Origin of the sequence: Streptomyces sp. NBC_00239, from assembly GCF_036194065.1 — a bacterium.
Taxonomy (GTDB): Bacteria; Actinomycetota; Actinomycetes; order Streptomycetales; family Streptomycetaceae; genus Streptomyces.
In genome coordinates this window covers 7,490,246-7,509,068 of the sequence record NZ_CP108095.1, presented here as the reverse complement: position 1 = coordinate 7,509,068, position 18,823 = coordinate 7,490,246, and the positions used below count along the sequence as shown (strand labels likewise).

Below are 18,823 nucleotides of genomic sequence, written 5' to 3'. Positions count from 1 at the left end.
ACGACGCCGGTCCCCACACCCTCCTGGGTGTGGGGACCGGCGTCGTCGTGGGGTCAACACCCTTCCCCTACAGGCTGCGCGCCGCCTCGACGCTGTCGGCGACCTGGAACAGGCCCCGCGCCTCCGTGAGGTCCAGGAGCCGACCCAGCTGAGGGGGAACCGGTCCCGCCAGCACGAGGCGGCCCGTGCGCAGCAGGAGCAGCATCTGGTTGAGCATGGAGGAGTCGGCGAAGCCGACCTGGCTGACGTCCAGGACGATCCTGCGTACCTCCGGGTCGGCGGCGGCCTGCTCGCTGGACTCCTTGAGCGGCTGCAGGGTGTCCTGGTCGAACTCCCCCACGCAGACGATGACGCGGATCCCGTCCTCTGCCGGCTGTACTCGTACCTGCTGGTCCACCTGTACTCCCTCACATCGTTTCAGCGCAGCCCGTCCCCAGCCCGCTGCCCGCCGCAACAACCGAAGGCTACGCGCCCCCGGGCCGGTCAGTGCACCCGGACACCGATCAGGCAGGTGTCGTCGTCGGTGTCGGAGGTGCTGTAGGTCAGCAGGTTGTCGAGGCGCTTCTCCAGGGAGTCCGCAGGGCGTGACGCCACGGTGAGCAGTTGTGCCAGGGAGTCGGTGACGGAGGCGTCCCGGCGTTCCACGAGGCCGTCGGTGTACATGAGCAGGATGTCCTCGCGTTCCAGTTGCACTTCTTCCTCCGTGTACGCGATGTCGGGCAGGGCTCCGAGGAGCGTGCCCGACGCGAGGGGGAAGGCCCGGGCCTCCGTCCCCCTGACCAGGACCGGGGGCAGATGGCCCGCGCGCGCCCAGCGCAGGGTCCGGGTCTCCGGGTCGTAGATCCCGCAGACGGCGGTGGCCGTCAAATGGCTGGTGAGGTGGTAGGTGACGGTGTTCAGCCAGGACAGCAGCTGCGCGGGGCCGGCGCCGGTGACTGCCAGGCCGCGCAGCGCGTTGCGCAGGACGACCATGCCGGTGGCCGCCTGGATGCCGTGGCCGGCCACGTCCCCGACGCTGATGAGGATCTTGTTGTCGGGCAGCACGACCGCGTCGTACCAGTCGCCGCCGACGAGGGATTCCGACTCCGCCGGCCGGTAGCGGACGGCGATGCGGATGCCCGGGACCTCCAGGGCGGCCGGGGCGGGCGGCATGATGGCCTGCTGGAGTTGCAGGGTGAGCCTGGTCCGGTCCGCGGATTCGGCCTCGCTGCTGGCGAGTTGGTCCCGGGTGGCCGCGAGGGCCACTTCCGTCCAGTGCTGCGCCGAGACGTCCTGGCAGGCGCCGCGTACGGAATACAGGCGTCCCTGCTCGTCCAGGACGGGTTCGGCAACGATCCGGATGTGGCGGGTGATGCCGTCGGGGCGGCGCAGCCGGAAGTCCACCGACGACTCGCGCAGCCTGTGCAGGAGTGTGCGCAGGAACCGGCCGATGGAGTTGACGTCGTGGGGGTGGGCGTGGTCGGCGAGCTCCGCCAGGGGTACGGGGGCGGCGGTCGTGGGCAGCCCGAACAGGCTGAACAGCTGGCCGTTCCAGGTGATGGCGCCGGTGCGGACGTTCTCCTCGAAACCGCCGACCCTGCCGAGGCGTTGCGCGTGCTGCAGGAGGCTGGCCAGCCGTGCGCTCTCGTCCTCGACCTTCCAGATGAGGAGGAGGGCGGCACCGTGCCGGCTGATGCTGACGTCGGCGACCGAGGTGAGGGGCACCTCGTCCACGAAGGCCGTGAGCGTCGTACGCGGCGCCCGGCAGGGTTCGCCGGTCGCGTAGACCCGCTCCAGCTTGGAGAAGAGGCCGTTGCCCTCCGCGGCGGCCGGATAGGCCTCGAGGAAGTGCGCGCCGGTCACGAGCGAGCGGGGCCGGCCGGCGGGGTCGACGAAGCGGTTGTTGGTGTGGTGGATTCGGAAGTCGGAGAGCCGGCCGGCGGGATCGAGCTGGGGTGTGAGGATGAGTACGGGGTCGTGGAGGTGGTCGGCGAGGTCGGTCAGTTCCGCGACGCCTGCCAGGTCCGCACCCGGCGTGGTGCGGGGCGCCTCGTCGGCGGACTGCTCCCCGAGGGTGTGGGCGCACAGTTCGGCCATGGCTTCCAGCTGCCGCACGATCTGCGGAGGCTGCGGAGGCAGTCGGTCCGGCCAGCCGACCTCGAGCACTCCGTGGATGCGGCCGCCGGTTCCGGCCGGGACCACGATCCGTCCGCCCTCGGGGTGCCGGCGCCGGCCGATGGTGGGGATCCCCGCGTCGGAGAGCGCGGCCACGACCGTGAGTTCCCGGCCGTGCAGGGCCAGCCGGGCGCAGGTGGCCACCTCCGGCGGGACGTAGCGCCAACGTCCGGCCTCCTCCTCCGTGAACCCCGCCTGGCCGACCAGGGTGAGCGAGGAGTCCGCGCCCACCAGCCAGATCGCGACGCCGCAGGCGCCCAGCGGTGCGAGCGCGTTCTCCAGCAGCGCGCTGGCCACGGCCTGGGAGTCGGTCGCCGCCAGCGCGCGGCTCTCGGCCGCTCGCAGCCGGACGGCGGGGGCGGGTCCGTCCGGGTCGGAGGGCTCTCCGGCGGCGGTTCTGAGGAACTGCTCCGCGATCTCGCTGACGTGGTCGCGCGCAGCCTGGTTGATGACGTCGACCGCCAGGGCCAGGACGGTGACGCCCGACTGCTCCGCCAGCTTGGTCAGCTGCCGGGAGGCCTCGGCGGGCCCGCACCCCAGCCGTCCCACGAAGATGCCCTTGGCCATCTCGATCAGCGCACGCCCGTCGGCGGCCCACTGGGCGTCCAGGGCTTCCTGGCGCAGCCGCTCCACGGTGGCGGCGAGCCGTCCCACGTCGTCCCCCTCCGCGGTGCCGGGCGCGCCCTGCTCCACCGTGCGACGGGCGGGCGGGACCCCCGGTCCGCCCGTGCCGGTGCGCGAGCGGACCCGCGGCCGGGGCGCTCCGGTCTCGTCGTGCGTGTCGCTCACCGGGATTGGGCGTCTTCCGTGCGGGCGGCTGCGGGACGGAGCCACTGGCGGATGCGGGCGATCAGGTCGTTCGCGTCGACGGGCTTGGTGACGTAGTCGCTCGATCCGGAGGCGATGCTCTTCTCGCGGTCGCCGGGCATGGCCTTGGCGGTGACCGAGATGATGGGCAGGTCGGCGTACTGGGGCATGCTTCTGATCTCCGCGGTTGCGGCATACCCGTCCATTTCGGGCATCATGACGTCCATCAGGATCAGGTCGATGCCCGGGGTGCTCGTCAGGGTGTCGATGCCCTTGCGGCCGTTCTCGGCGTGCAGGACCCGGATGCCGTGGAGTTCGAGGATGCCGCTGATCGCGTACAGGTTGCGCGGATCGTCGTCGACGACCAGGACGGACCTGTCCGCGAGGTCGGCGTCGATGTGGGCGTGTTCAGCCGGGGCGAGGTCGGCCTCCGGCCGTACGGGGGGCATGACGTCCCCGAGGCGGTCGACCGACAGGTGCAGGGTGATCCGTTCGCGGAGTTCGTCCAGACTGGAGAGCACTTCGAGGCGTCGGCCGGTGGCGTACCGGGCGATCTGGTCCTGCTGCTCTCCGGTCATGCGCCGGTTGTCGTGGGCGAGCACCGGCAGGGCGGCCAGGGCCGTGTCTCCCCCAAGGGCCTCGAGGAAGCTCAGGGCTTCTCCGTTGGAGCCCAGTTCGAGGACCACGCAGTGGAACGGCGCCTGCGCGAGGACGGCGGCCGCGTCCGCGGCGGTCACGGCGCCGACGACCTCGACCTGGTCGGACGGGCTCGCGGCCGAGCGTCCCGCGACCAGATCGGTGGCGGCGCTCTCGGCGACGAGGCTGAGGAGACCGTTGCTGCGCTCCTCGATCACCAGGAGCCGCCGGGGGTGGCGCTCCTGCGGAGCGTCGGCACTGCCGTCGCCCGGGCGGTCGCCGGAGTGGGCGGCTTCCTGCACGGCGGGGGCCTGCGCGTCCCGGTCGGCGGCATCGGCGCGCGAGACCGGCAGGTACAGCGTGAAGGTCGATCCTTCGCCGGGCGTGCTGGTGGCCGTGACCACGCCGCCCAGGAGCCGGGCGATCTCCCGCGTGATGGACAGGCCGAGGCCGGTTCCGCCGTACTTACGACTGGTGGTGCCGTCGGCCTGCTGGAACGCGGCGAAGATCACCTCCAGCTGTTCCTCGGCGATGCCGATGCCGGTGTCGACGACCTTGAAGGCGACCACCGAGCCGGCCCGCGTCAGCTCCGGGGGGAGCTCGGCGGCGCGCGCCGGTTCGATCCGCACCTGGACCCGGCCGCGTTCGGTGAACTTCACCGCGTTGGACAGCAGGTTGCGCAGGATCTGATGGAGCCGGGCGTCGTCGGTGAACAGGTCGACGGGCACCCCGGCCGAGGTCGTGATGTCGAACTCGAGGCCCTTCTGGGTCGTCAGGGGCCGGAAGGAGGCTTCCACGTAGTCCAGGAGCCGCTTGAGCGACACCCGCTCCAGGTTGACGTCCATCTTGCCCGCCTCGACCTTCGAGAGGTCGAGGATGTCGTTGATGAGCTGGAGGAGGTCGGAGCCGGCCGAGTGGATGATTCCCGCGTACTCGACCTGCTTGGGGGTGAGGTTGCGGGACGGGTTCTGGGCGAGCAACTGGGCAAGGATGAGGAGGCTGTTGAGCGGGGTACGCAGCTCGTGGCTCATGTTGGCCAGGAACTCCGACTTGTACTTCGAGGCGAGGGAGAGCTGTCGGGCCCGTTCCTCGAGCTCCTGGCGGGCCTGCTCGATCTCCAGGTTCTTCGTCTCGATGTCGCGGTTCTGCGTGGCGAGGAGGGCGGCCTTCTCCTCCAGTTCGGCATTGGACCGCTGGAGTTCGTCCTGCTGGACCTGCAACTGCTCGGAGCGGGCCTGGAGTTCACCGGTGAGCCGCTGTGATTCGCCGAGGAGTTCGTCCGTACGGGCGTTGGCGACGATGGTGCTGACGTTGACGCCGACCGTCTCCATCAGGCGCCCGAGGAAGTCGCGGTGGACGGGGGTGAAGGGGTTGAAGGAGGCGAGTTCGATGACCCCGAGGACCTGGTCCTCGACCAGGATGGGCAGCACGATGAGGTTGGCCGGAGCGGCGCCGCCCAGGCCGGAGGAGATGAGGTAGCCGGACGGCACGTTGTCGGTGGTGAGGATGCGGCGGCTGCGGGCCGCCTGCCCCACCAGGGTCTCGCCCTCGCGTACGCGCAGGGCGGCGGTGGGGCTTTCGGCGGGCCGCCCGAACGATCCGATCAGCGTAAGCCAGGTCGTGCCGTCGGTCTCCTCGGCGAGGTAGAAGGCTCCGTAGCCCGCATCGACCAGGGGGGTCAGTTCGTCCATGACGCGTTCCGCGACGGCGGCGAGGTCGCGGTGGCCCTGCATGAGGGCGGAGATCCGGGCAAGGTTGGACTTGAGCCAGTCCTGTTCCTGGTTGGCCCGTGTCGTCTCGCGCAGCGAGCCGACCATGGAGTTGATGTTGTCCTTGAGTTCGGCGACCTCGCCGGAGGCGTCCACGGTGATCGACCGCGTGAGGTCGCCCTCGGCGACCGCGCTGGCGACCTCGGCGATGGCACGCACCTGGCGCGTCAGGTTGCCGGCGAGCTCGTTGACGTTCTCCGTCAGGCGCTTCCAGGTGCCGGAGACGCCCTCCACCTCTGCCTGGCCGCCGAGCCGGCCCTCACTGCCCACCTCGCGCGCCACCCGGGTCACCTCGGCGGCGAAGGAGGACAGCTGGTCGACCATCGTGTTGATGGTCGTCTTGAGTTCGAGGATCTCGCCGCGGGCGTCGACGTCGATCTTCTTGGAGAGGTCGCCGTTGGCGACCGCCGTGGTGACCAGGGCGATGTTGCGGACCTGTCCGGTCAGGTTGTTCGCCATGGAGTTGACGTTCTCGGTCAGGTCCTTCCAGGTGCCGGCGACATGGGGCACCCTGGCCTGGCCGCCGAGCCGGCCTTCGGTGCCGACCTCGCGGGCCACGCGGGTCACCTCGTCCGCGAACGCGGACAGGGTGTCCACCATCGCGTTGATGCCCCCCGCCAGCGCCGCGACCTCGCCCTTCGCCTCCACGGTGATCTTCTGCGAGAGGTCTCCGCGGGCCACGGCGGTCGCCACCTGGGCGATGGAGCGCACCTGGCCGGTCAGGTTCGAGGCCATCACGTTGACGTTGTCCGTCAGGTCCTTCCAGGTGCCCGACACGCCCCGGACGGTGGCCTGGCCTCCCAGGTTGCCCTCGGTGCCCACGTCCCGGGCCACGCGAGTGACTTCGTCGGCGAACGCGGACAGCTGGTCGACCATCGTGTTGATGGTCTCCTTCAGCTCCAGGATCTCGCCCCGGGCATCGACCCGGATCTTCTGCGAGAGGTCGCCCTGCGCCACCGCGGTGGTGACCTCGGCGATGGAACGGACCTGGGCGGTGAGGTTGTCGGCCATGAAGTTCACCGAGTCGGTCAGGTCGCGCCAGGTTCCGGACACCCCCTTCACGTCCGCCTGCCCGCCGAGCCGGCCGTCGGTACCGACCTCGCGGGCCACGCGCGTGACCTCGTCGGCGAACGCGGACAGCTGGTCGACCATCGTGTTGATGGTCTCCTTCAGCTCCAGGATCTCGCCCCGGGCATCGACCCGGATCTTCTGCGAGAGGTCCCCCCGCGCCACCGCGGTGGCGACCTCGGCGATGGAACGGACCTGAGCCGTGAGGTTGCCGGCCATGGAGTTCACCGAGTCGGTCAGGTCGCGCCAGGTTCCGGACACCCCCTTCACGTCCGCCTGCCCGCCGAGCCGGCCGTCGGTGCCCACCTCGCGGGCCATGCGCGTGACCTCGTCGGCGAACGCGGACAGCTGGTCGACCATCGTGTTGATGGTGTTCTTCAGCTCCAGGATCTCGCCCCGGGCGTCGACGGCGATCTTCTGCGACAGGTCGCCCTTGGCGACGGCCGTCGTCACCTGGGCGATGTTGCGGACCTGGTCGGTGAGGTTGCCGGCCATGGCGTTCACGGAGTCCGTCAGGTCCGCCCAGGTTCCGGCGACCCCCGGGACCACGGCCTGACCGCCCAGGGCGCCCTCGGTGCCCACCTCGCGGGCGACGCGGGTCACCTCCGAGGTGAACAGGGAGAGCTGATCGACCATCCCGTTGAAGACGGTGGCGATCTCCCCCAGCAGCCCGTCGGCCTCGTCCGGCAGACGGGTGCCGAAGTCACCGTCCCGTACGGCCGTCAGCCCGGCCAGGAGCCGACGGAGCTCAGGCTCCCCCACCGCCCCCGGATTGTTCGTACTCGCCGCTGCAACCGCCGGCTTGACCATCCCTGCCCCATCTCCCTGTGACCAGGCCGTGCCCGAGGCCTCGAACGTCCCCCGACAGGCTAATCCCCCGGCGGCCGCCTTCGCCCCCGAGACCGTCCACGGCCCGAACCGGCCTTCCCGCCCCTTGCTCGGGAAAACCGCGGCTGTCGGCACGGCTTCGGGGTAGACGCGGGGGTGACGCACGGTACAACGGCAGAGACGGGGTGAGGAATGTCGGTCAAGGCGGTGGGCTGGGCACGTTCGTTTCCGATTGCGGAGGGCGTGCGCGCAGCGAGGCAGTGGACTGCGGGGCATCTGGCGTCGCTCCCGTGGAACCGTTCGGCGCCGGACACCGTGGACTCCGTGCTGCTCTGCGTCTCCGAACTCGTCACCAACGCGCACCGGCACGCGCTCGGCACCGCCCATCTGGTGCTGACGTGGGACGGCCGCTGCCTCCACGTGAGCGTCGCCGATGCCGATCCGCACCTGCCCGGCCCGCGCCCGTGCAACGCCGACGCGAACGCCACGTCCGGGCGCGGACTGGGGATCGTCGACGCCCTGGCCGATTCGCTCGACGTCCACGCCTGCCACGGGGGCAAGGCGATCACCGCGTGCTTCCGGCCGGCCGGCGGGGCGGACCCGCACGGGGAGGACGGGCTGAACTCAAGTGCGTAGAACCGCGAAGCCGGGGCATAAGGGCCCGGACAGCCGTCAGTCAACTGGGAGGGAGCGGCCGCCATGTCTCGCTCGGCCACTGTTGAAGGCCCCGTTCAGGGAACGGACGCACACGTCACGGGCACCCCGGGAGCGCCGCCGCAGGATCTGGAACCGCTGCGGGTGGAGGTTCCCCGTGAGATGGCGCCCGCCGACGCACGCGAACTGTCGCGGCTCTTCTTCCGGAGGCTGCGGAGCCTGGAGGAGGGGACGCGCGAGTACCAATACGCGCGCAACACCTTGATCGAGATGAACCTCTCGCTGGTGCAGTTCGCCGCGCGCCGGTTCCGCTCCCGCGCACCGGGCGGCAGTCTCGACATGGACGACATCATCCAGGTGGGGACGATCGGCCTCATCAAGGCCATCGACCGCTACGACCTCGAGCGCGAGGTCGAGTTCTCCACCCTCGCCCTCCCTTACATCACGGGGGAGATCAAGCGCTACTTCCGCGACACCACCTGGGCGGTCCACGTCCCCCGCCGCCTGCAGGAACTGCGTACGGAGCTGGCGAAGGCCCAGGAGGCCCTGACCGACGTCCTGGGGCGGGCGCCGACGGTCAAGGAGGTCGCGGAGCACCTGGAACTGTCCGAGGATGAGGTCATCGACGGTCTGGTGGCTGCGAACGGCTACACGAGCGGCTCCCTCGACACCTCCGGTGCGGACGGCGACACGGAGTCCACGACGAGCCGGACGCCCCGGCCGCTCGCGGAGCGCGTCGGCGACGTCGATCCCGCGATCGAGCTCTTCGAGGACTTCCGCACGCTCGCTCCGCTGCTGGAGCAACTGACCGAGCGTGACCGGCGCATCCTGCAGATGCGCTTCGGCGAGGAGAAGACCCAGGCGGAGATCGGCGCCGAGCTGGGCATCTCCCAGATGCAGGTCTCCCGCCTCCTGTCGCGGATCCTGGCCCGGCTGCGCACCGGCATGCTCGCGGTGTAGGCGCCGGCCGTGACGTCCCCGCCGGGGAGGTTGCGGGTTCGGCCGTACAGTGTGTGGGGACAGGAACGGGAAGGAGAACGGACATGACGACGACGCTGACCGCCCTGCCGTTGCCGGACCGGCCCGGTGCGCGCCTGAGCGGAAGCGGAGACCTCGACACCCGGCAGGCCCTGACCGCCGCCCTCTGCGCCGTGACCGCGGCCCCCGGCCCCGTCGTCCATCTCGATCTCTCCGCCGTGGTCTTCCTGGACACGGCTGCCGTCGCCGCCCTGGTCCAGGCGTCGGTCACCCTGAACCGGCAGGGGCGTCGCCTGCTGCTCCACGACCCGCCGTACTCGCTGCGCAAGGTAGCGGAGATGTTCCCGGACGAATGCGCCGCGCTGGAGGTCGCAGCATGATCACTGTTCCTGCGACCACCGGGCCCGGGGCCTTCGTTCACCCCGCCCTCTTCTACGCGGGCACCGCCGAGTACGTGACCGGCGTGGGCGGTTTCGTACGTGCCGCCCTGTCGGCCGGCGAGCCCGTCCTCGTCGCGGTGCCCGGCCCGCATCTGGACGCGCTGCGCGAGAGCCTCGGCACGAGCAGGTCAGAGGTCGTCTGGACGGACATGACGGAGCTGGGTCGCAATCCCGGCCGGATCCTGGCCGCCCTGCAGGACTTCGCCGACCGGCACGACGGCCGGGCCGCCCGGATCGTCGGCGAGCCGATCTGGCCCGGCCGCTCCCCCGCCGAGGTACTGGAGGCCACCCGCCACGAGGCCCTCATCAACACGGCCTTCGCCGGCCGGGCGGCCACGATCCTGTGCCCGTACGACGTACAGGGGCTGGAGTCCGCGGTGGTGGCCGACGCCCGGCGCACGCACCCGACGCTCATCGAGAGCGGCCGGGACCTGCCGAGCGCGGAGTACACCGATGCCTCGGCGGTCTCCGCGGACTGCGATCGCCCCCTGCCCGAACCCGACGGTGAGGTGCTCCGGCTCGAGTACTCCCACGGGGAGCTGGCCGATGTGCGTGCGCAGGCCGAGAGTTGGGCACGCGGGACGGCCCTGACCGCGGCGCGGCGCGGCGACCTCGTCCTGGCCGTCAGCGAAGCTGCTGCCAACTCCCTGGCGCACGGGGGCGGGAAGGGCACCCTGCGCCTGTGGACGACCGCCGGCCCCGGGTCGGACGTCGTCGCGGAGATCCACGACGGTGGCCGCCTCGCCGATCCGCTGGCCGGGCGCCGGCGCCCTTCCCTGGCCTCGGCCCGGGGCGGCCGCGGCCTGTGGATGATCCACCAGCTCTGCGACCTGGTCGAGATCCGCGCCACGGCCAGCGGCTTCACGCTGCGGCTTCACGTGGCAACCGCCTGAGAGGGAGGGTCCCCTACACTGTCACGACCATGCTCGGGCTCCCCGGATCGCCGACGGGCGTACGGGCCGGCCGGGAACACCGCCGGCGGCCATGCGGGGGCCGGGGACCGGGTACCGGGAGAAGAGACCAGGGCGAACACGGGGGTGGGACCGCAGTGGAGACCAAGGAACCGGAGGCGGGCGATCCAGTGAGTGCCGGCCCTCCCGCCGCGGGGCAGCGCCGTCGGCTCGCCCTGACGGGCGTCCGCGGCCCCGTGGCCAAGGGCCGCGACTTCACGCGCCACGCCCTCCAGGACTGGGGGTGGGACGGGACCGAGACCTCCGAGGACGCCCTGCTCGTGGTGTCCGAACTCCTGACCAACGCGTCCCTGCACGGGGGCGGCTGCGACCAACTCGTCCTCACTGCCGACGAGTCGGCCCTGCGCATCGAGGTGTGCGACGGCACGACGACGCTTCCCGCCCGCCACCCGGCCCCGCAGCGCGGCATCCCGGGCGGCCGCGGGCTGTCCATAGTGGAGCGGCTGTCCGATCGCTGGGGCGCCCAGGCGCACGGAACCGGGAAGGCCGTGTGGGCCGAGATAGAAGCCTCGCGGCTGGTGTCCGGCAAGGCCGGGGAGCTGGGGCTCTGACGGCTTCTGCTCGTCGCCACCCGCGGCGCGGCGAATCGGACCGGAGCGGCGGCTCATGATCCGGCCCTTACGGGGAACACGGCCGTCACCGACCGAAAGGGGCATGGACATGCTCGGCATCACCGCCGCAGTGCTGTTCTTCATCGCGTTCCTGATCAACGCCGCTCACATCACCACCGACGACGTGCTGAGTTCGACCAACTTCATGCTGATCGGCCTCGCCGCGCTCGCGCTGCACGTCGCCGGCATCGGCAACGGGTGGGCGGCCCGCGGGCGGGGCCGCAGGCGCTGACCGCATGGAGCCGAGGGAAAGCAAAAGAGGAGTCCGGCCCCACGGCGCACCGCTCGGGCGCGACGTGGTGCTCGCCGTGGGACTCGCCGGGACCGCCGTGGGCGGGACGGCCGTCTTCATCAAGGCCACCGCGGCTGCCGGGACCGGGATACCGGTCCTGCCCGTGGTCGCGGCGGTGCTGCTGCTGCTGGGCGTGGCGTTCGCCGGGTGGAGCGTGTCGCCCGTCCGGCGGCGCACGCATCCCGAGCCGGGCGCACGGCCCGCGACGGACCTGCCGGACGTGGGCGCCGCGGCGCTGGACCACGCCGCGGTCGATGCCGACGGCTTCGAGCACACCATCGCCGCACTCTGCGCACGGGACGGCTGCACCCCGGTGGAAGTGGTGGGAGGCGCGGGCGACCTGGGCGCCGATGTGATCGCCACGACCCCGGACGGGCTGCGCGTCGTAGTGCAGTGCAAGCACTACGCCGAGGACAACCGGGTCGGCTCGCAGGACGTGCAGCGCTTCGGCGGAACGTGCTTCGCCGTCCACGACGCCGATGTGGCCATCGTCGTGACCACCAGTTCCTTCACCGCGCCGGCTCTCGAGTACGCAGCCGCGTGCGGCATCGTCTGCGTGGACGCCGAGGCCCTGGCGGCCTGGACCCGGCCGGGCGCACGGCCGCCCTGGGAATCGCCCGCCGCCCGCTCCGACGGTTCCACCGCCGTTGTCCGGGCCCGCCGTTGAGCGGACCGGGGTACAGCCGGTCAGGCGCCTTCGCCGAGGACGGTGCGGATCAGTGCCCGCCGGCCGTCGGAGAGGTACGGGTCTTGGACGTCGAGCACGTCGTCGTCAAGGGTGATCCGGTAGTGGTAGCCGTCGGCCACAGGGGCGACGGCGCGCACGGCGCCTGCCCCGCATGTCCGGTCTCACACGGGCGCCGCGGACGGCTGCTTCGTTTTCCGGCGGGTGTGCGCGGATCCCTTCGCGCAGCGGCTTTCGCCCCGGGCTCGGGCAGGCTGAAGTGGGCACATGTCACCTCCGCAGGCCGAACCGATCACCGAACCCTCCGAGGAAGGGGGCGACGACGACTGTGCGCGGGTCCGGCGCGTCCTGTCCCGGGCAGGGTTCGACACGTCGCCGCGGGAGGGGGACGGACTCCGCGTGTTTCCGGTCCCCGAGGGGGTCATGGTGGGCTGGGTCGCCCGTGAGGTGCTGCGGCCGACCGTCCAGGTCCACGGACACGAGAAGGACCTGTCGCGGTTCACGTCTCTGGCGGGCCTGCACAAGGCGCTCCAGACGGCCCTCGCCGTGATCCTGCGCGAAGCGGGCTTCGATGTGGCCAACCGCGACGAGCACCTCCTCGTTCTCCGGCGCGGCACGAGACCGGCGGACGGAGGGGACGAGCCCGACGCCGACTCCTCAGCTCCCGGCGAGCGTGCGCCGGGGAACCGTCCCGTAGGCCTTTCGGTAGGCGGCGGAGAAGCGCCCCTGGTGGTGAAAGCCCCAGCGGTTCGCGATGTCCGTGACGGTGTCCCGCGCGGGATCCGCCGCGACCAGGTCGGCATGGGCCAAGGCCAGGCGCACGCGGCGCAGGTAGGCCGTCGGTGTGGTGCCGAGGTGGCTCCGGAACGCGTACTGGAGGGCCCGGGGGGTGACACCGGCGGCAGCGGCCATGTCGGCCAGGCCGATTTCGGCGGCCGGTTGCGACTCGATGAAGGCGACGGCCCGGCGGAGGGTCTCCGGCGTCGCGTCGCGGGTGTCCGCGAGCAAGGGATCGGGGTGGGCATCGGTGGGGAACGCGGCCAGCAGGGTTGCGGCGAGCATCCTGGCGGCGGCGTCGACCACGAGCGGTGCGCTGCCCGCCGGCAGGGCCAGGACGCTCTCCTCGACGTAGGCGACGGTCCTCTTCCACTGGTCGGCCATGGCCTTGGAGACGGGAGTGAAGCGGCTGAAGCGCAGCGGGCGGGCGGTCTGCCCGAACGAGCGGCCCGCGAGTTCCTCCACGAGCGCGATCGGTACCGTCACGGCACGCAGCTCGGCCGAGTACACCCGGCCCGCGTAGGGGAGGTGGGGCTGTGAGATCGCGAGGACGTCGCCCGGCCCGGCTTCGGTGACGTCGTCCGCGCACTCCCGGGCCATGCGGCCGCGGACCACGTGCGTGACCGCCACGGCCCCGAGGGGATCGGTGGCGTAGGCGTACTCCGTGGGCAGCGAGAGCGTGCTGAGCGACACCGGACCGGCGTTGGTGCGGGTGTAGCGGAAGGACCTGCGGGGGGCGGGCGTCTTCATGCGCAGGCGCGTCCCGTAGGCCGCCTTCAACCAGTCGCGTGCGACGTCCACTTCGTTGGTCCGGAAGCTGTGCCCGCCCGACGAGCCGGCGTGCGGCTGCTGATGCATGGCGATGGGCCTCCTCTTCCGCGTCGGGGCGCGGCACGGAAAAGCAGCGCGGCCCCCAAGGGTACGTCGGCAAACGGAGGCGGAGGGCGCCGTTCGAGGCGTACGAGGGGGCGGCCACCGCAGCGGCGACGACGCGGGTGTCGATCCTTTCTGTTCCTCCCGGTACAGCCAGCCCCTTTCCCGTGGTCGAGGTACGCGTCAGCTGGCCCGAAGGCCGACCGCCATCGTCAGCTCGAGGACCCGGTGTGGCGATGCGAGATCCGGAAACAGCTCCCGCAGCTGCGACATCCGGTACCGGACGGTCTGGGGATGGACGAACAACGCCGCCGCCACCTCGTCCCGCCTGCCGTGGTGAAGCAGCCACGCCCTCAACGTCTCCTCCAGCCGCCGTGCGGTCGCGACAGGCAAGGTCCGCAACGGTGCGAGGGCTCGGGCCCGCAGGTCTGCGAACGCGTCCACGTCGGCGCTCAGCACCAGCTCGGGCAGGTGGTCCTCGGTGTCGCGGATGTCGGAGGAGAGGGAGCGCGCGCGTGCGGCTCGTGCGTACGAGGCGGACGCACGGGTCCATGGCCGGGCCGGGCCGACCACGGCGGTGCGGTCGGTCAGCTGCCGCAAGAGATGTGGCCGGTCGGCATCGGGGACGAGCAGCACACCGAAGGCGTCCGGCAGATCGTCGAGGACGAGGGTGCTCGGGTCGAGCGCGCGGTAGGCAGGACGGGCCTGGGCGGCGGGCAGCAGGACGGCGGTCAGCGAAACCGGAGGCTGCCAACCGGCCCGTTGCACAGAGGCCAGCAGCACGTCCGGGCTCGCGCCGGCGAGGAGGTCGCGGGCCAGGTGTTCCAGGTGGCGCTCGTGCTCCCGGCCCCGGGCAGCCAGTTCGTCGGCGTGGCCCGCGGCGCTCGCGGCGGAGAGCTCGTCGATGTAGGCAAAGGTCAGCTCGGCGAACTTGGCGACCTCGGCAGCGGGCAGACCTGCCGGTACGGCACCCGCTGCCAGGCATCGCCAGGCCACGCGGGCGCCGACGCGGTAGGCGCTGAGCAGGGCGTCCATCGAACGCCCGTCGCGCACCTCGCCGCGGCCCAGCTCGTAGGCCGCGTCACCGGCGTCGCCGCCCGTGGCGGTCCCGCTCGCGAGGTCCAGATAGTGCCCCAGGGCGGTGCGGACCGCTCGGCGGATGGTGACGCCCATGCGGCCCGAAAGGGCGTTGGCGTAGGGAGGCACCTCGTCGATGATCGCCTGGACGACCTCGTCGGCGGTGGTCTTCAGCCCGGCCCGGATGGCGGTGACCGCCGCCTGATCCAGGGCCAGGTCGGTGACCCTCCGGATGGGGTAGCTCATGGTTTATTCCCTGCGAACAATTCAGCCGACCAGATTTACGTCTTGCGGTCAGGACTTTACGCCTTGCAGCGCATCAAGCTGGTGTCATGACGAGTGCAGCCCTCCGCAGTAGGGCGTGGAAACTGCTGGAGATGGTCACGACGCCGCTGCTGCCGTCCGACTACCTCGACCTGGTCAGCCCGCTGCGTGCGGGCGCCGACCTGCGTGGGCGCATCGAGGCCGTGCACCCCGAGACGGGTGACGCCGCGACCATCGTGATCAGGCCGGGCAGGGGCTGGCGCGGTCACACGGCCGGTCAGTACGTGCGGATCGGGGTCGACGTCGACGGGGTGCGCCTGTGGCGTGCCTACTCCATCACCTCGCCGACAAACCGCCAGGACGGCCGCGTCACGATCACCGTGAAGGCGATCCCGGACGGCAAGGTCAGCAACCACCTGGTCCGCAGGGCGAAAGCCGGCACGCTGATCCAGCTCGACCAGCCGACCGGCGACTTCGTGCTTCCGCAGGCCAAGCCCGCCAAGGTGCTCTACCTGACGGCCGGCAGCGGCATCACGCCCGTGATGGGCATGCTGCGCGACGGCGGGTTCGACGACGTCGTCATGGTCCACTGCGCGCCACAGCCGCAGGACGTGATCTTCCGCAGCGAACTGCACGACCTGGTCGCGGAGGGGAAGCTGCGGCTCACCGAGGTGCACACCGACACGGACGGCATGCTCGACATCGCCCGCCTCGACGAACTGGTGCCCGACTGGGCCGAGCGCGAGACATGGGCGTGCGGGCCCGCGGGCCTGCTCGACGCCGCCGAAGAGCACTGGACCGAGCACGGCGTCCACGAGCGCCTGCACACCGAACGCTTCCGCCCCGGCATCGTCGTCGCCGGCGACGGCGGCGAGGTCACGTTCAGCGCCACCGGCAAGACCGTCGACGCGGACGGCGCCACGCCGCTGCTGGACGTCGGCGAGGAGGCCGGCGTGCTGATGCCGTCCGGGTGCCGCATGGGCATCTGCTTCGGCTGCGTCACGCCGCTCAAGGCGGGCGCCGTCCGCGACCTGCGCACCGGCGAGATCACCGAGGCCGAGCCGGGCGTCCTCATCCAGACCTGCGTGTCCGCCGCGGCGGGCCCCTGCGACATCGAACGGTAGGAGCACCTTGACCGCCATCGACCCCACCGCCCACCTGACCGCGGAGCAGATCGAGGAGCTCGGCCGCGAGCTGGACGCGATCCGCGACGAGGTGATCGCCAGCCGCGGCGAAAAGGACGCCGCCTACATCCGCAAGGTCATCTCGGCGCAGCGCAAGCTCGAGCTGGTCAGCAGGGGCGTGCTGCTGTTCTCGATCTTCCCGCCCGCGTGGCTGCTCGGCACCGCCGGTCTGTCCGTGGCGAAGATCATGGACAACATGGAGATCGGTCACAACGTCCTGCACGGCCAGTGGGACTGGATGCGAGACCCGAAGATCCACTCCACCACCTGGGAGTGGGACCACGTCTCGCCCTCCGAGCAGTGGAAGCATTCGCACAACGAGCTGCACCACACGTACACCAACGTGATGGGCAAGGACAACGATCTCGGCTACGGCATCATGCGCGTCGACGAGGACCAGCGGTGGCACCCGATCCACCTCGGCCAGCCGCTGTGGAACTTCATCAACGCCTGCTTCTTCGAGTACGGCATCGCAGCGTACGACCTGGAGCTCGGCAGGAACCTGCACAAGAGCCGCCGCAAGCACCCGGAGTTCCGCGCGCGGGCCAGGGCCGTCGGCCGCAAGATCCGCAAGCAGGTGCTCAAGGACTACGTGATCCACCCGCTGCTGTCGGGCCCGTCGTTCCTCACCACGCTCGCCGCCACGTTCACCGCGAACCTGGTCCGCAACATCTGGTCCCACTCGGTGATCATGTGCGGGCACTTCCCCGAGGGAGTGCAGGTCTTCGAGCGCCGGTCGATCGAGGGCGAGACGCGCGGCCAGTGGTACCTGCGCCAGATGATGGGCTCGGCGAACATCAGCGGCAGCAAGGCCATGCATTTCATGACCGGCAACCTGTCGCACCAGATCGAGCACCACCTGTTCCCGGACCTGCCGAGCAACCGGTATGCCGAGGTCGCGGTGAAGGTGCGCGCGCTGTTCGAGAAGTACGAGCTGGAGTACGTCACCGGCCCGCTGCCCAAGCAGGTGTTCTCCGCCTGGCACAAGGTCTTCCGGCTCTCGCTGCCGAACAAGAAGCCCAAGGTCGAAACGCCGGACCTCGAGCAGGAGCTCGTCGCGGCCTGATTCCCGGTATCGGTTCAGATCTTCCGGCCCTACCGGCGGCACCGCCGGGTTCGGTGAGACGGCCGTTCTCGCTCCGCACGCCGACCCGCCCACCGGTCGCCGACCGGGGATTCTTCCTACGGTCGGCTTCCGTTGCCGCTTTGACCTCTGTCTCGGCGCACTCCTCGGGCGCGTGAAGCTCAGGGCAGACGTACCCGACCGAGCACCTCGCGAGTCGCCCGGTGCCGAAAGGCAGCCCTACCTCGCCGTGGCAGTCGCGGACGTGCCTGACTGGTCGGCGTCTCGGGCAAGTCGTGAGAGACCGGTCGTCTCTCGCACGGGGCCGGCCTCAGGTGCCCAGCGGAGGCCGGCGCGGTCACCTCGGCGTTGGCCCCGACGGCAAGTCCACGAGGACGGACAGCTACTTCGCAGCCTCAGCCCGAAGAGTGCCGGCGCTGATGGCGCCCCGGAGGACGTGGGCGATCCCCTCGGGCTTGAGGTCGATGCCGTCGAGGCCCTCGACGGTCAACGCGATCTCCTCCAGCGCGTACTCGCCGCGTCCCTCGGCGCTGAACTCGGGGCCGGTGCGGTCCTCGAAGGACCGCGTCGCGATGCGGGCGAGGTAGAAGAGCTGGCGTTCGCCGTCGGACTCCATCGTGTGGAGGTGCCGGACTATGTCGGCCTTCCCCGCGATCTCCTCGTGGATCTCCCGGTGGAGAGCGGCCTCCCGTGACACGTCGCTGGGCTCGACGCCGCCACCGGGCAATACCCAGTACACGGGGATGCCGGGCTTAGTTCGGCGGATGACCAGCATCGTGTCGTCAGCTGTGACGAGGACGCCGCGAACTCGTTCGATCATGCCGGTCTGTCTCCTTGCTTGTTGACGGTCTCAGTGCAGCAGCCGGCCACCGTCCACGTGGACGGATCAGCCAGTGATGAACGAGGGGGAAGCAGCGTGAAGCGAGCAGACGTGCTGAGGGATCTTGCGCAGCCGTGGAACGCGGCCGTTCACTCGACATCGGATCCGGCGGGCAGCTTTGCGAAAGCCGCGACCGCGGACGACAAGGCCAAGCGGGAGAAGGGCCAGGCTCCTCTCCGCCGCAAACCAGAACTCCGGCCCCTACTCATCAAACCACTCGGCATATCGCTCCAGCTCACCCCCTGGGACGTCCTGCACTCCCTGGGACGGGCCAACGTCCTCGCCCGCCAAGGAGCCGGGCGAGGACTCGCCAAGCACTGGGCCAGCCTGAAGTACTGCCAGGCCCTCGCCGGCAACGACGGCCGCTACATGGCGCTGTCCACCGCTCCCTTCGGTGGACTCCCGACCTCCTTGCCGCCAAGGAGCGCCACGTCGCAATGATCGACTGCAAGAGCAGCATGACCAGTCGGGCGACACATCGCCACGCGATCGAGAGCGCCGCCGTCCGCGCACACCTCCAGCTCGTCGCATGGACCGTGCTGCCCTTCTACTACGTGTTCGACAGCCTCGACTTCCCCACCCCGTACGACGCCCTCGCCGCCGGGCAGACCGGCCTCCACTCGATCGCAGGGTCAGGGGCGCCGTACCTGCTCGTGCCTACGACACGCTGTCGCACCTTCGACTCGACGTTCGGCTCGCGGAGGCGGCCGCCCGTCGCGAGGGCCGCGGCCTGAGCCCAACGCCCGTCAGTCCCGCTGCTCGGTACAACACGTTGCACCCCCGCCCTGTGG

Annotated in this window: 18 protein-coding genes; 11 read left to right on the top strand and 7 right to left on the bottom strand. The window is 71.0% G+C overall.

What is annotated here, in order from left to right:
- Nucleotides 1-67: 67 nt before the first annotated feature.
- The 3 genes from OG764_RS33245 to OG764_RS33235 form a co-directional block, all read right to left on the bottom strand.
- The gene (locus OG764_RS33245) at nucleotides 68-397 is read right to left on the bottom strand and encodes an STAS domain-containing protein (protein WP_328972036.1); all 330 of its coding nucleotides are present in this window, start codon (nucleotides 395-397) and stop codon (nucleotides 68-70) included.
- Nucleotides 398-483: 86 nt separating this feature from the next.
- Nucleotides 484-2,943, bottom strand: coding sequence for a SpoIIE family protein phosphatase (locus tag OG764_RS33240; protein WP_443056124.1), 2,460 nt, complete (start codon nucleotides 2,941-2,943; stop codon nucleotides 484-486).
- A complete protein-coding gene (locus OG764_RS33235; RefSeq protein ID WP_328972035.1) occupies nucleotides 2,940-7,244 on the bottom strand; it encodes a hybrid sensor histidine kinase/response regulator in 4,305 nt (1,434 codons plus the stop codon). Before OG764_RS33235 ends, OG764_RS33240 begins: the two co-directional genes overlap by 4 nt.
- A gap of 210 nt (nucleotides 7,245-7,454) precedes the next feature.
- On the opposite strand from OG764_RS33235, the gene OG764_RS33230 reads away from it, so the two are divergent.
- The 7 genes from OG764_RS33230 (at nucleotide 7,455) to OG764_RS33200 (ending at nucleotide 11,875) form a co-directional block, all read left to right on the top strand.
- Nucleotides 7,455-7,898 carry an ATP-binding protein gene (locus OG764_RS33230; RefSeq protein ID WP_328972034.1) on the top strand — a complete coding sequence of 148 codons (444 nt, stop codon included), beginning with the start codon at nucleotides 7,455-7,457 and terminating at the stop codon, nucleotides 7,896-7,898.
- Nucleotides 7,899-7,961: 63 nt separating this feature from the next.
- Entirely contained in the window at nucleotides 7,962-8,876 is a 915-nt protein-coding gene (locus tag OG764_RS33225; protein ID WP_443056123.1) for a SigB/SigF/SigG family RNA polymerase sigma factor, read from the top strand.
- 83 nt (nucleotides 8,877-8,959) lie between these two features.
- Nucleotides 8,960-9,274 (top strand): STAS domain-containing protein, encoded by a 315-nt coding sequence (locus OG764_RS33220; RefSeq protein WP_328972033.1) that lies wholly within the window; start codon nucleotides 8,960-8,962, stop codon nucleotides 9,272-9,274.
- Nucleotides 9,271-10,227, top strand: coding sequence for a sensor histidine kinase (locus tag OG764_RS33215; protein WP_328972032.1), 957 nt, complete (start codon nucleotides 9,271-9,273; stop codon nucleotides 10,225-10,227). The genes OG764_RS33220 and OG764_RS33215 overlap by 4 nt, the downstream gene beginning before the upstream one ends.
- Before the next feature lie 155 nt (nucleotides 10,228-10,382).
- A complete protein-coding gene (locus tag OG764_RS33210; protein ID WP_328972031.1) occupies nucleotides 10,383-10,856 on the top strand; it encodes an ATP-binding protein in 474 nt (157 codons plus the stop codon).
- A gap of 109 nt (nucleotides 10,857-10,965) precedes the next feature.
- The gene (locus tag OG764_RS33205) at nucleotides 10,966-11,148 is read left to right on the top strand and encodes a hypothetical protein (protein ID WP_328972030.1); all 183 of its coding nucleotides are present in this window, start codon (nucleotides 10,966-10,968) and stop codon (nucleotides 11,146-11,148) included.
- 76 nt (nucleotides 11,149-11,224) lie between these two features.
- Entirely contained in the window at nucleotides 11,225-11,875 is a 651-nt protein-coding gene (locus tag OG764_RS33200) for a restriction endonuclease (protein WP_443056121.1), read from the top strand.
- Between the two features lie 20 nt (nucleotides 11,876-11,895).
- On the opposite strand, the gene OG764_RS33195 is transcribed toward OG764_RS33200, so the two are convergent.
- From OG764_RS33195 to OG764_RS33185, 3 genes are all read right to left on the bottom strand, one after another.
- Complete coding sequence (locus OG764_RS33195; protein WP_328972028.1) at nucleotides 11,896-12,033, bottom strand: hypothetical protein; 138 nt, start codon at nucleotides 12,031-12,033, stop codon at nucleotides 11,896-11,898.
- Nucleotides 12,034-12,550: 517 nt separating this feature from the next.
- Nucleotides 12,551-13,528 carry an AraC family transcriptional regulator gene (locus OG764_RS33190; protein ID WP_328972027.1) on the bottom strand — a complete coding sequence of 326 codons (978 nt, stop codon included), beginning with the start codon at nucleotides 13,526-13,528 and terminating at the stop codon, nucleotides 12,551-12,553.
- Between the two features lie 198 nt (nucleotides 13,529-13,726).
- Nucleotides 13,727-14,866, bottom strand: a complete 1,140-nt coding sequence (locus tag OG764_RS33185; RefSeq protein ID WP_328972026.1) for a helix-turn-helix domain-containing protein — start codon at nucleotides 14,864-14,866, stop codon at nucleotides 13,727-13,729.
- A gap of 131 nt (nucleotides 14,867-14,997) precedes the next feature.
- On the opposite strand from OG764_RS33185, the gene OG764_RS33180 reads away from it, so the two are divergent.
- Nucleotides 14,998-16,008 (top strand): ferredoxin reductase, encoded by a 1,011-nt coding sequence (locus OG764_RS33180; RefSeq protein ID WP_328973254.1) that lies wholly within the window; start codon nucleotides 14,998-15,000, stop codon nucleotides 16,006-16,008.
- Between the two features lie 7 nt (nucleotides 16,009-16,015).
- Nucleotides 16,016-17,134, top strand: coding sequence for a fatty acid desaturase family protein (locus OG764_RS33175; protein WP_328972025.1), 1,119 nt, complete (start codon nucleotides 16,016-16,018; stop codon nucleotides 17,132-17,134).
- A 400-nt stretch (nucleotides 17,135-17,534) separates the two neighbouring features.
- Here the strand turns inward: OG764_RS33175 and OG764_RS33170 are convergent, their stop codons facing one another.
- A complete protein-coding gene (locus tag OG764_RS33170) occupies nucleotides 17,535-17,972 on the bottom strand; it encodes an NUDIX hydrolase (protein WP_328972024.1) in 438 nt (145 codons plus the stop codon).
- Between the two features lie 96 nt (nucleotides 17,973-18,068).
- Between OG764_RS33170 and OG764_RS33165 the strand changes: the two genes are divergently transcribed.
- Both OG764_RS33165 and OG764_RS33160 read left to right on the top strand, forming a co-directional pair.
- Nucleotides 18,069-18,473, top strand: a complete 405-nt coding sequence (locus OG764_RS33165) for a hypothetical protein (protein ID WP_328972023.1) — start codon at nucleotides 18,069-18,071, stop codon at nucleotides 18,471-18,473.
- On the top strand, nucleotides 18,470-18,766 hold the full coding sequence (locus tag OG764_RS33160; protein ID WP_328972022.1) for a hypothetical protein: 297 nt from the start codon (nucleotides 18,470-18,472) through the stop codon (nucleotides 18,764-18,766). The genes OG764_RS33165 and OG764_RS33160 overlap by 4 nt, the downstream gene beginning before the upstream one ends.
- The last annotated feature ends 57 nt before the right edge of the window (nucleotides 18,767-18,823 follow it).

Coding starts and splice junctions, on each gene's coding strand:
- OG764_RS33235 (WP_328972035.1), bottom strand. CDS start 7,244: ATGGTCAAGCCGGCGGTTGCAGCGGCGAGTACGAACAATCCGGGGGCG.
- OG764_RS33225 (WP_443056123.1), top strand. CDS start 7,962: ATGTCTCGCTCGGCCACTGTTGAAGGCCCCGTTCAGGGAACGGACGCA.
- OG764_RS33220 (WP_328972033.1), top strand. CDS start 8,960: ATGACGACGACGCTGACCGCCCTGCCGTTGCCGGACCGGCCCGGTGCG.
- OG764_RS33170 (WP_328972024.1), bottom strand. CDS start 17,972: ATGATCGAACGAGTTCGCGGCGTCCTCGTCACAGCTGACGACACGATG.
- OG764_RS33190 (WP_328972027.1), bottom strand. CDS start 13,528: ATGCATCAGCAGCCGCACGCCGGCTCGTCGGGCGGGCACAGCTTCCGG.
- OG764_RS33215 (WP_328972032.1), top strand. CDS start 9,271: ATGATCACTGTTCCTGCGACCACCGGGCCCGGGGCCTTCGTTCACCCC.
- OG764_RS33230 (WP_328972034.1), top strand. CDS start 7,455: ATGTCGGTCAAGGCGGTGGGCTGGGCACGTTCGTTTCCGATTGCGGAG.
- OG764_RS33205 (WP_328972030.1), top strand. CDS start 10,966: ATGCTCGGCATCACCGCCGCAGTGCTGTTCTTCATCGCGTTCCTGATC.
- OG764_RS33160 (WP_328972022.1), top strand. CDS start 18,470: ATGATCGACTGCAAGAGCAGCATGACCAGTCGGGCGACACATCGCCAC.
- OG764_RS33185 (WP_328972026.1), bottom strand. CDS start 14,866: ATGAGCTACCCCATCCGGAGGGTCACCGACCTGGCCCTGGATCAGGCG.
- OG764_RS33180 (WP_328973254.1), top strand. CDS start 14,998: ATGGTCACGACGCCGCTGCTGCCGTCCGACTACCTCGACCTGGTCAGC.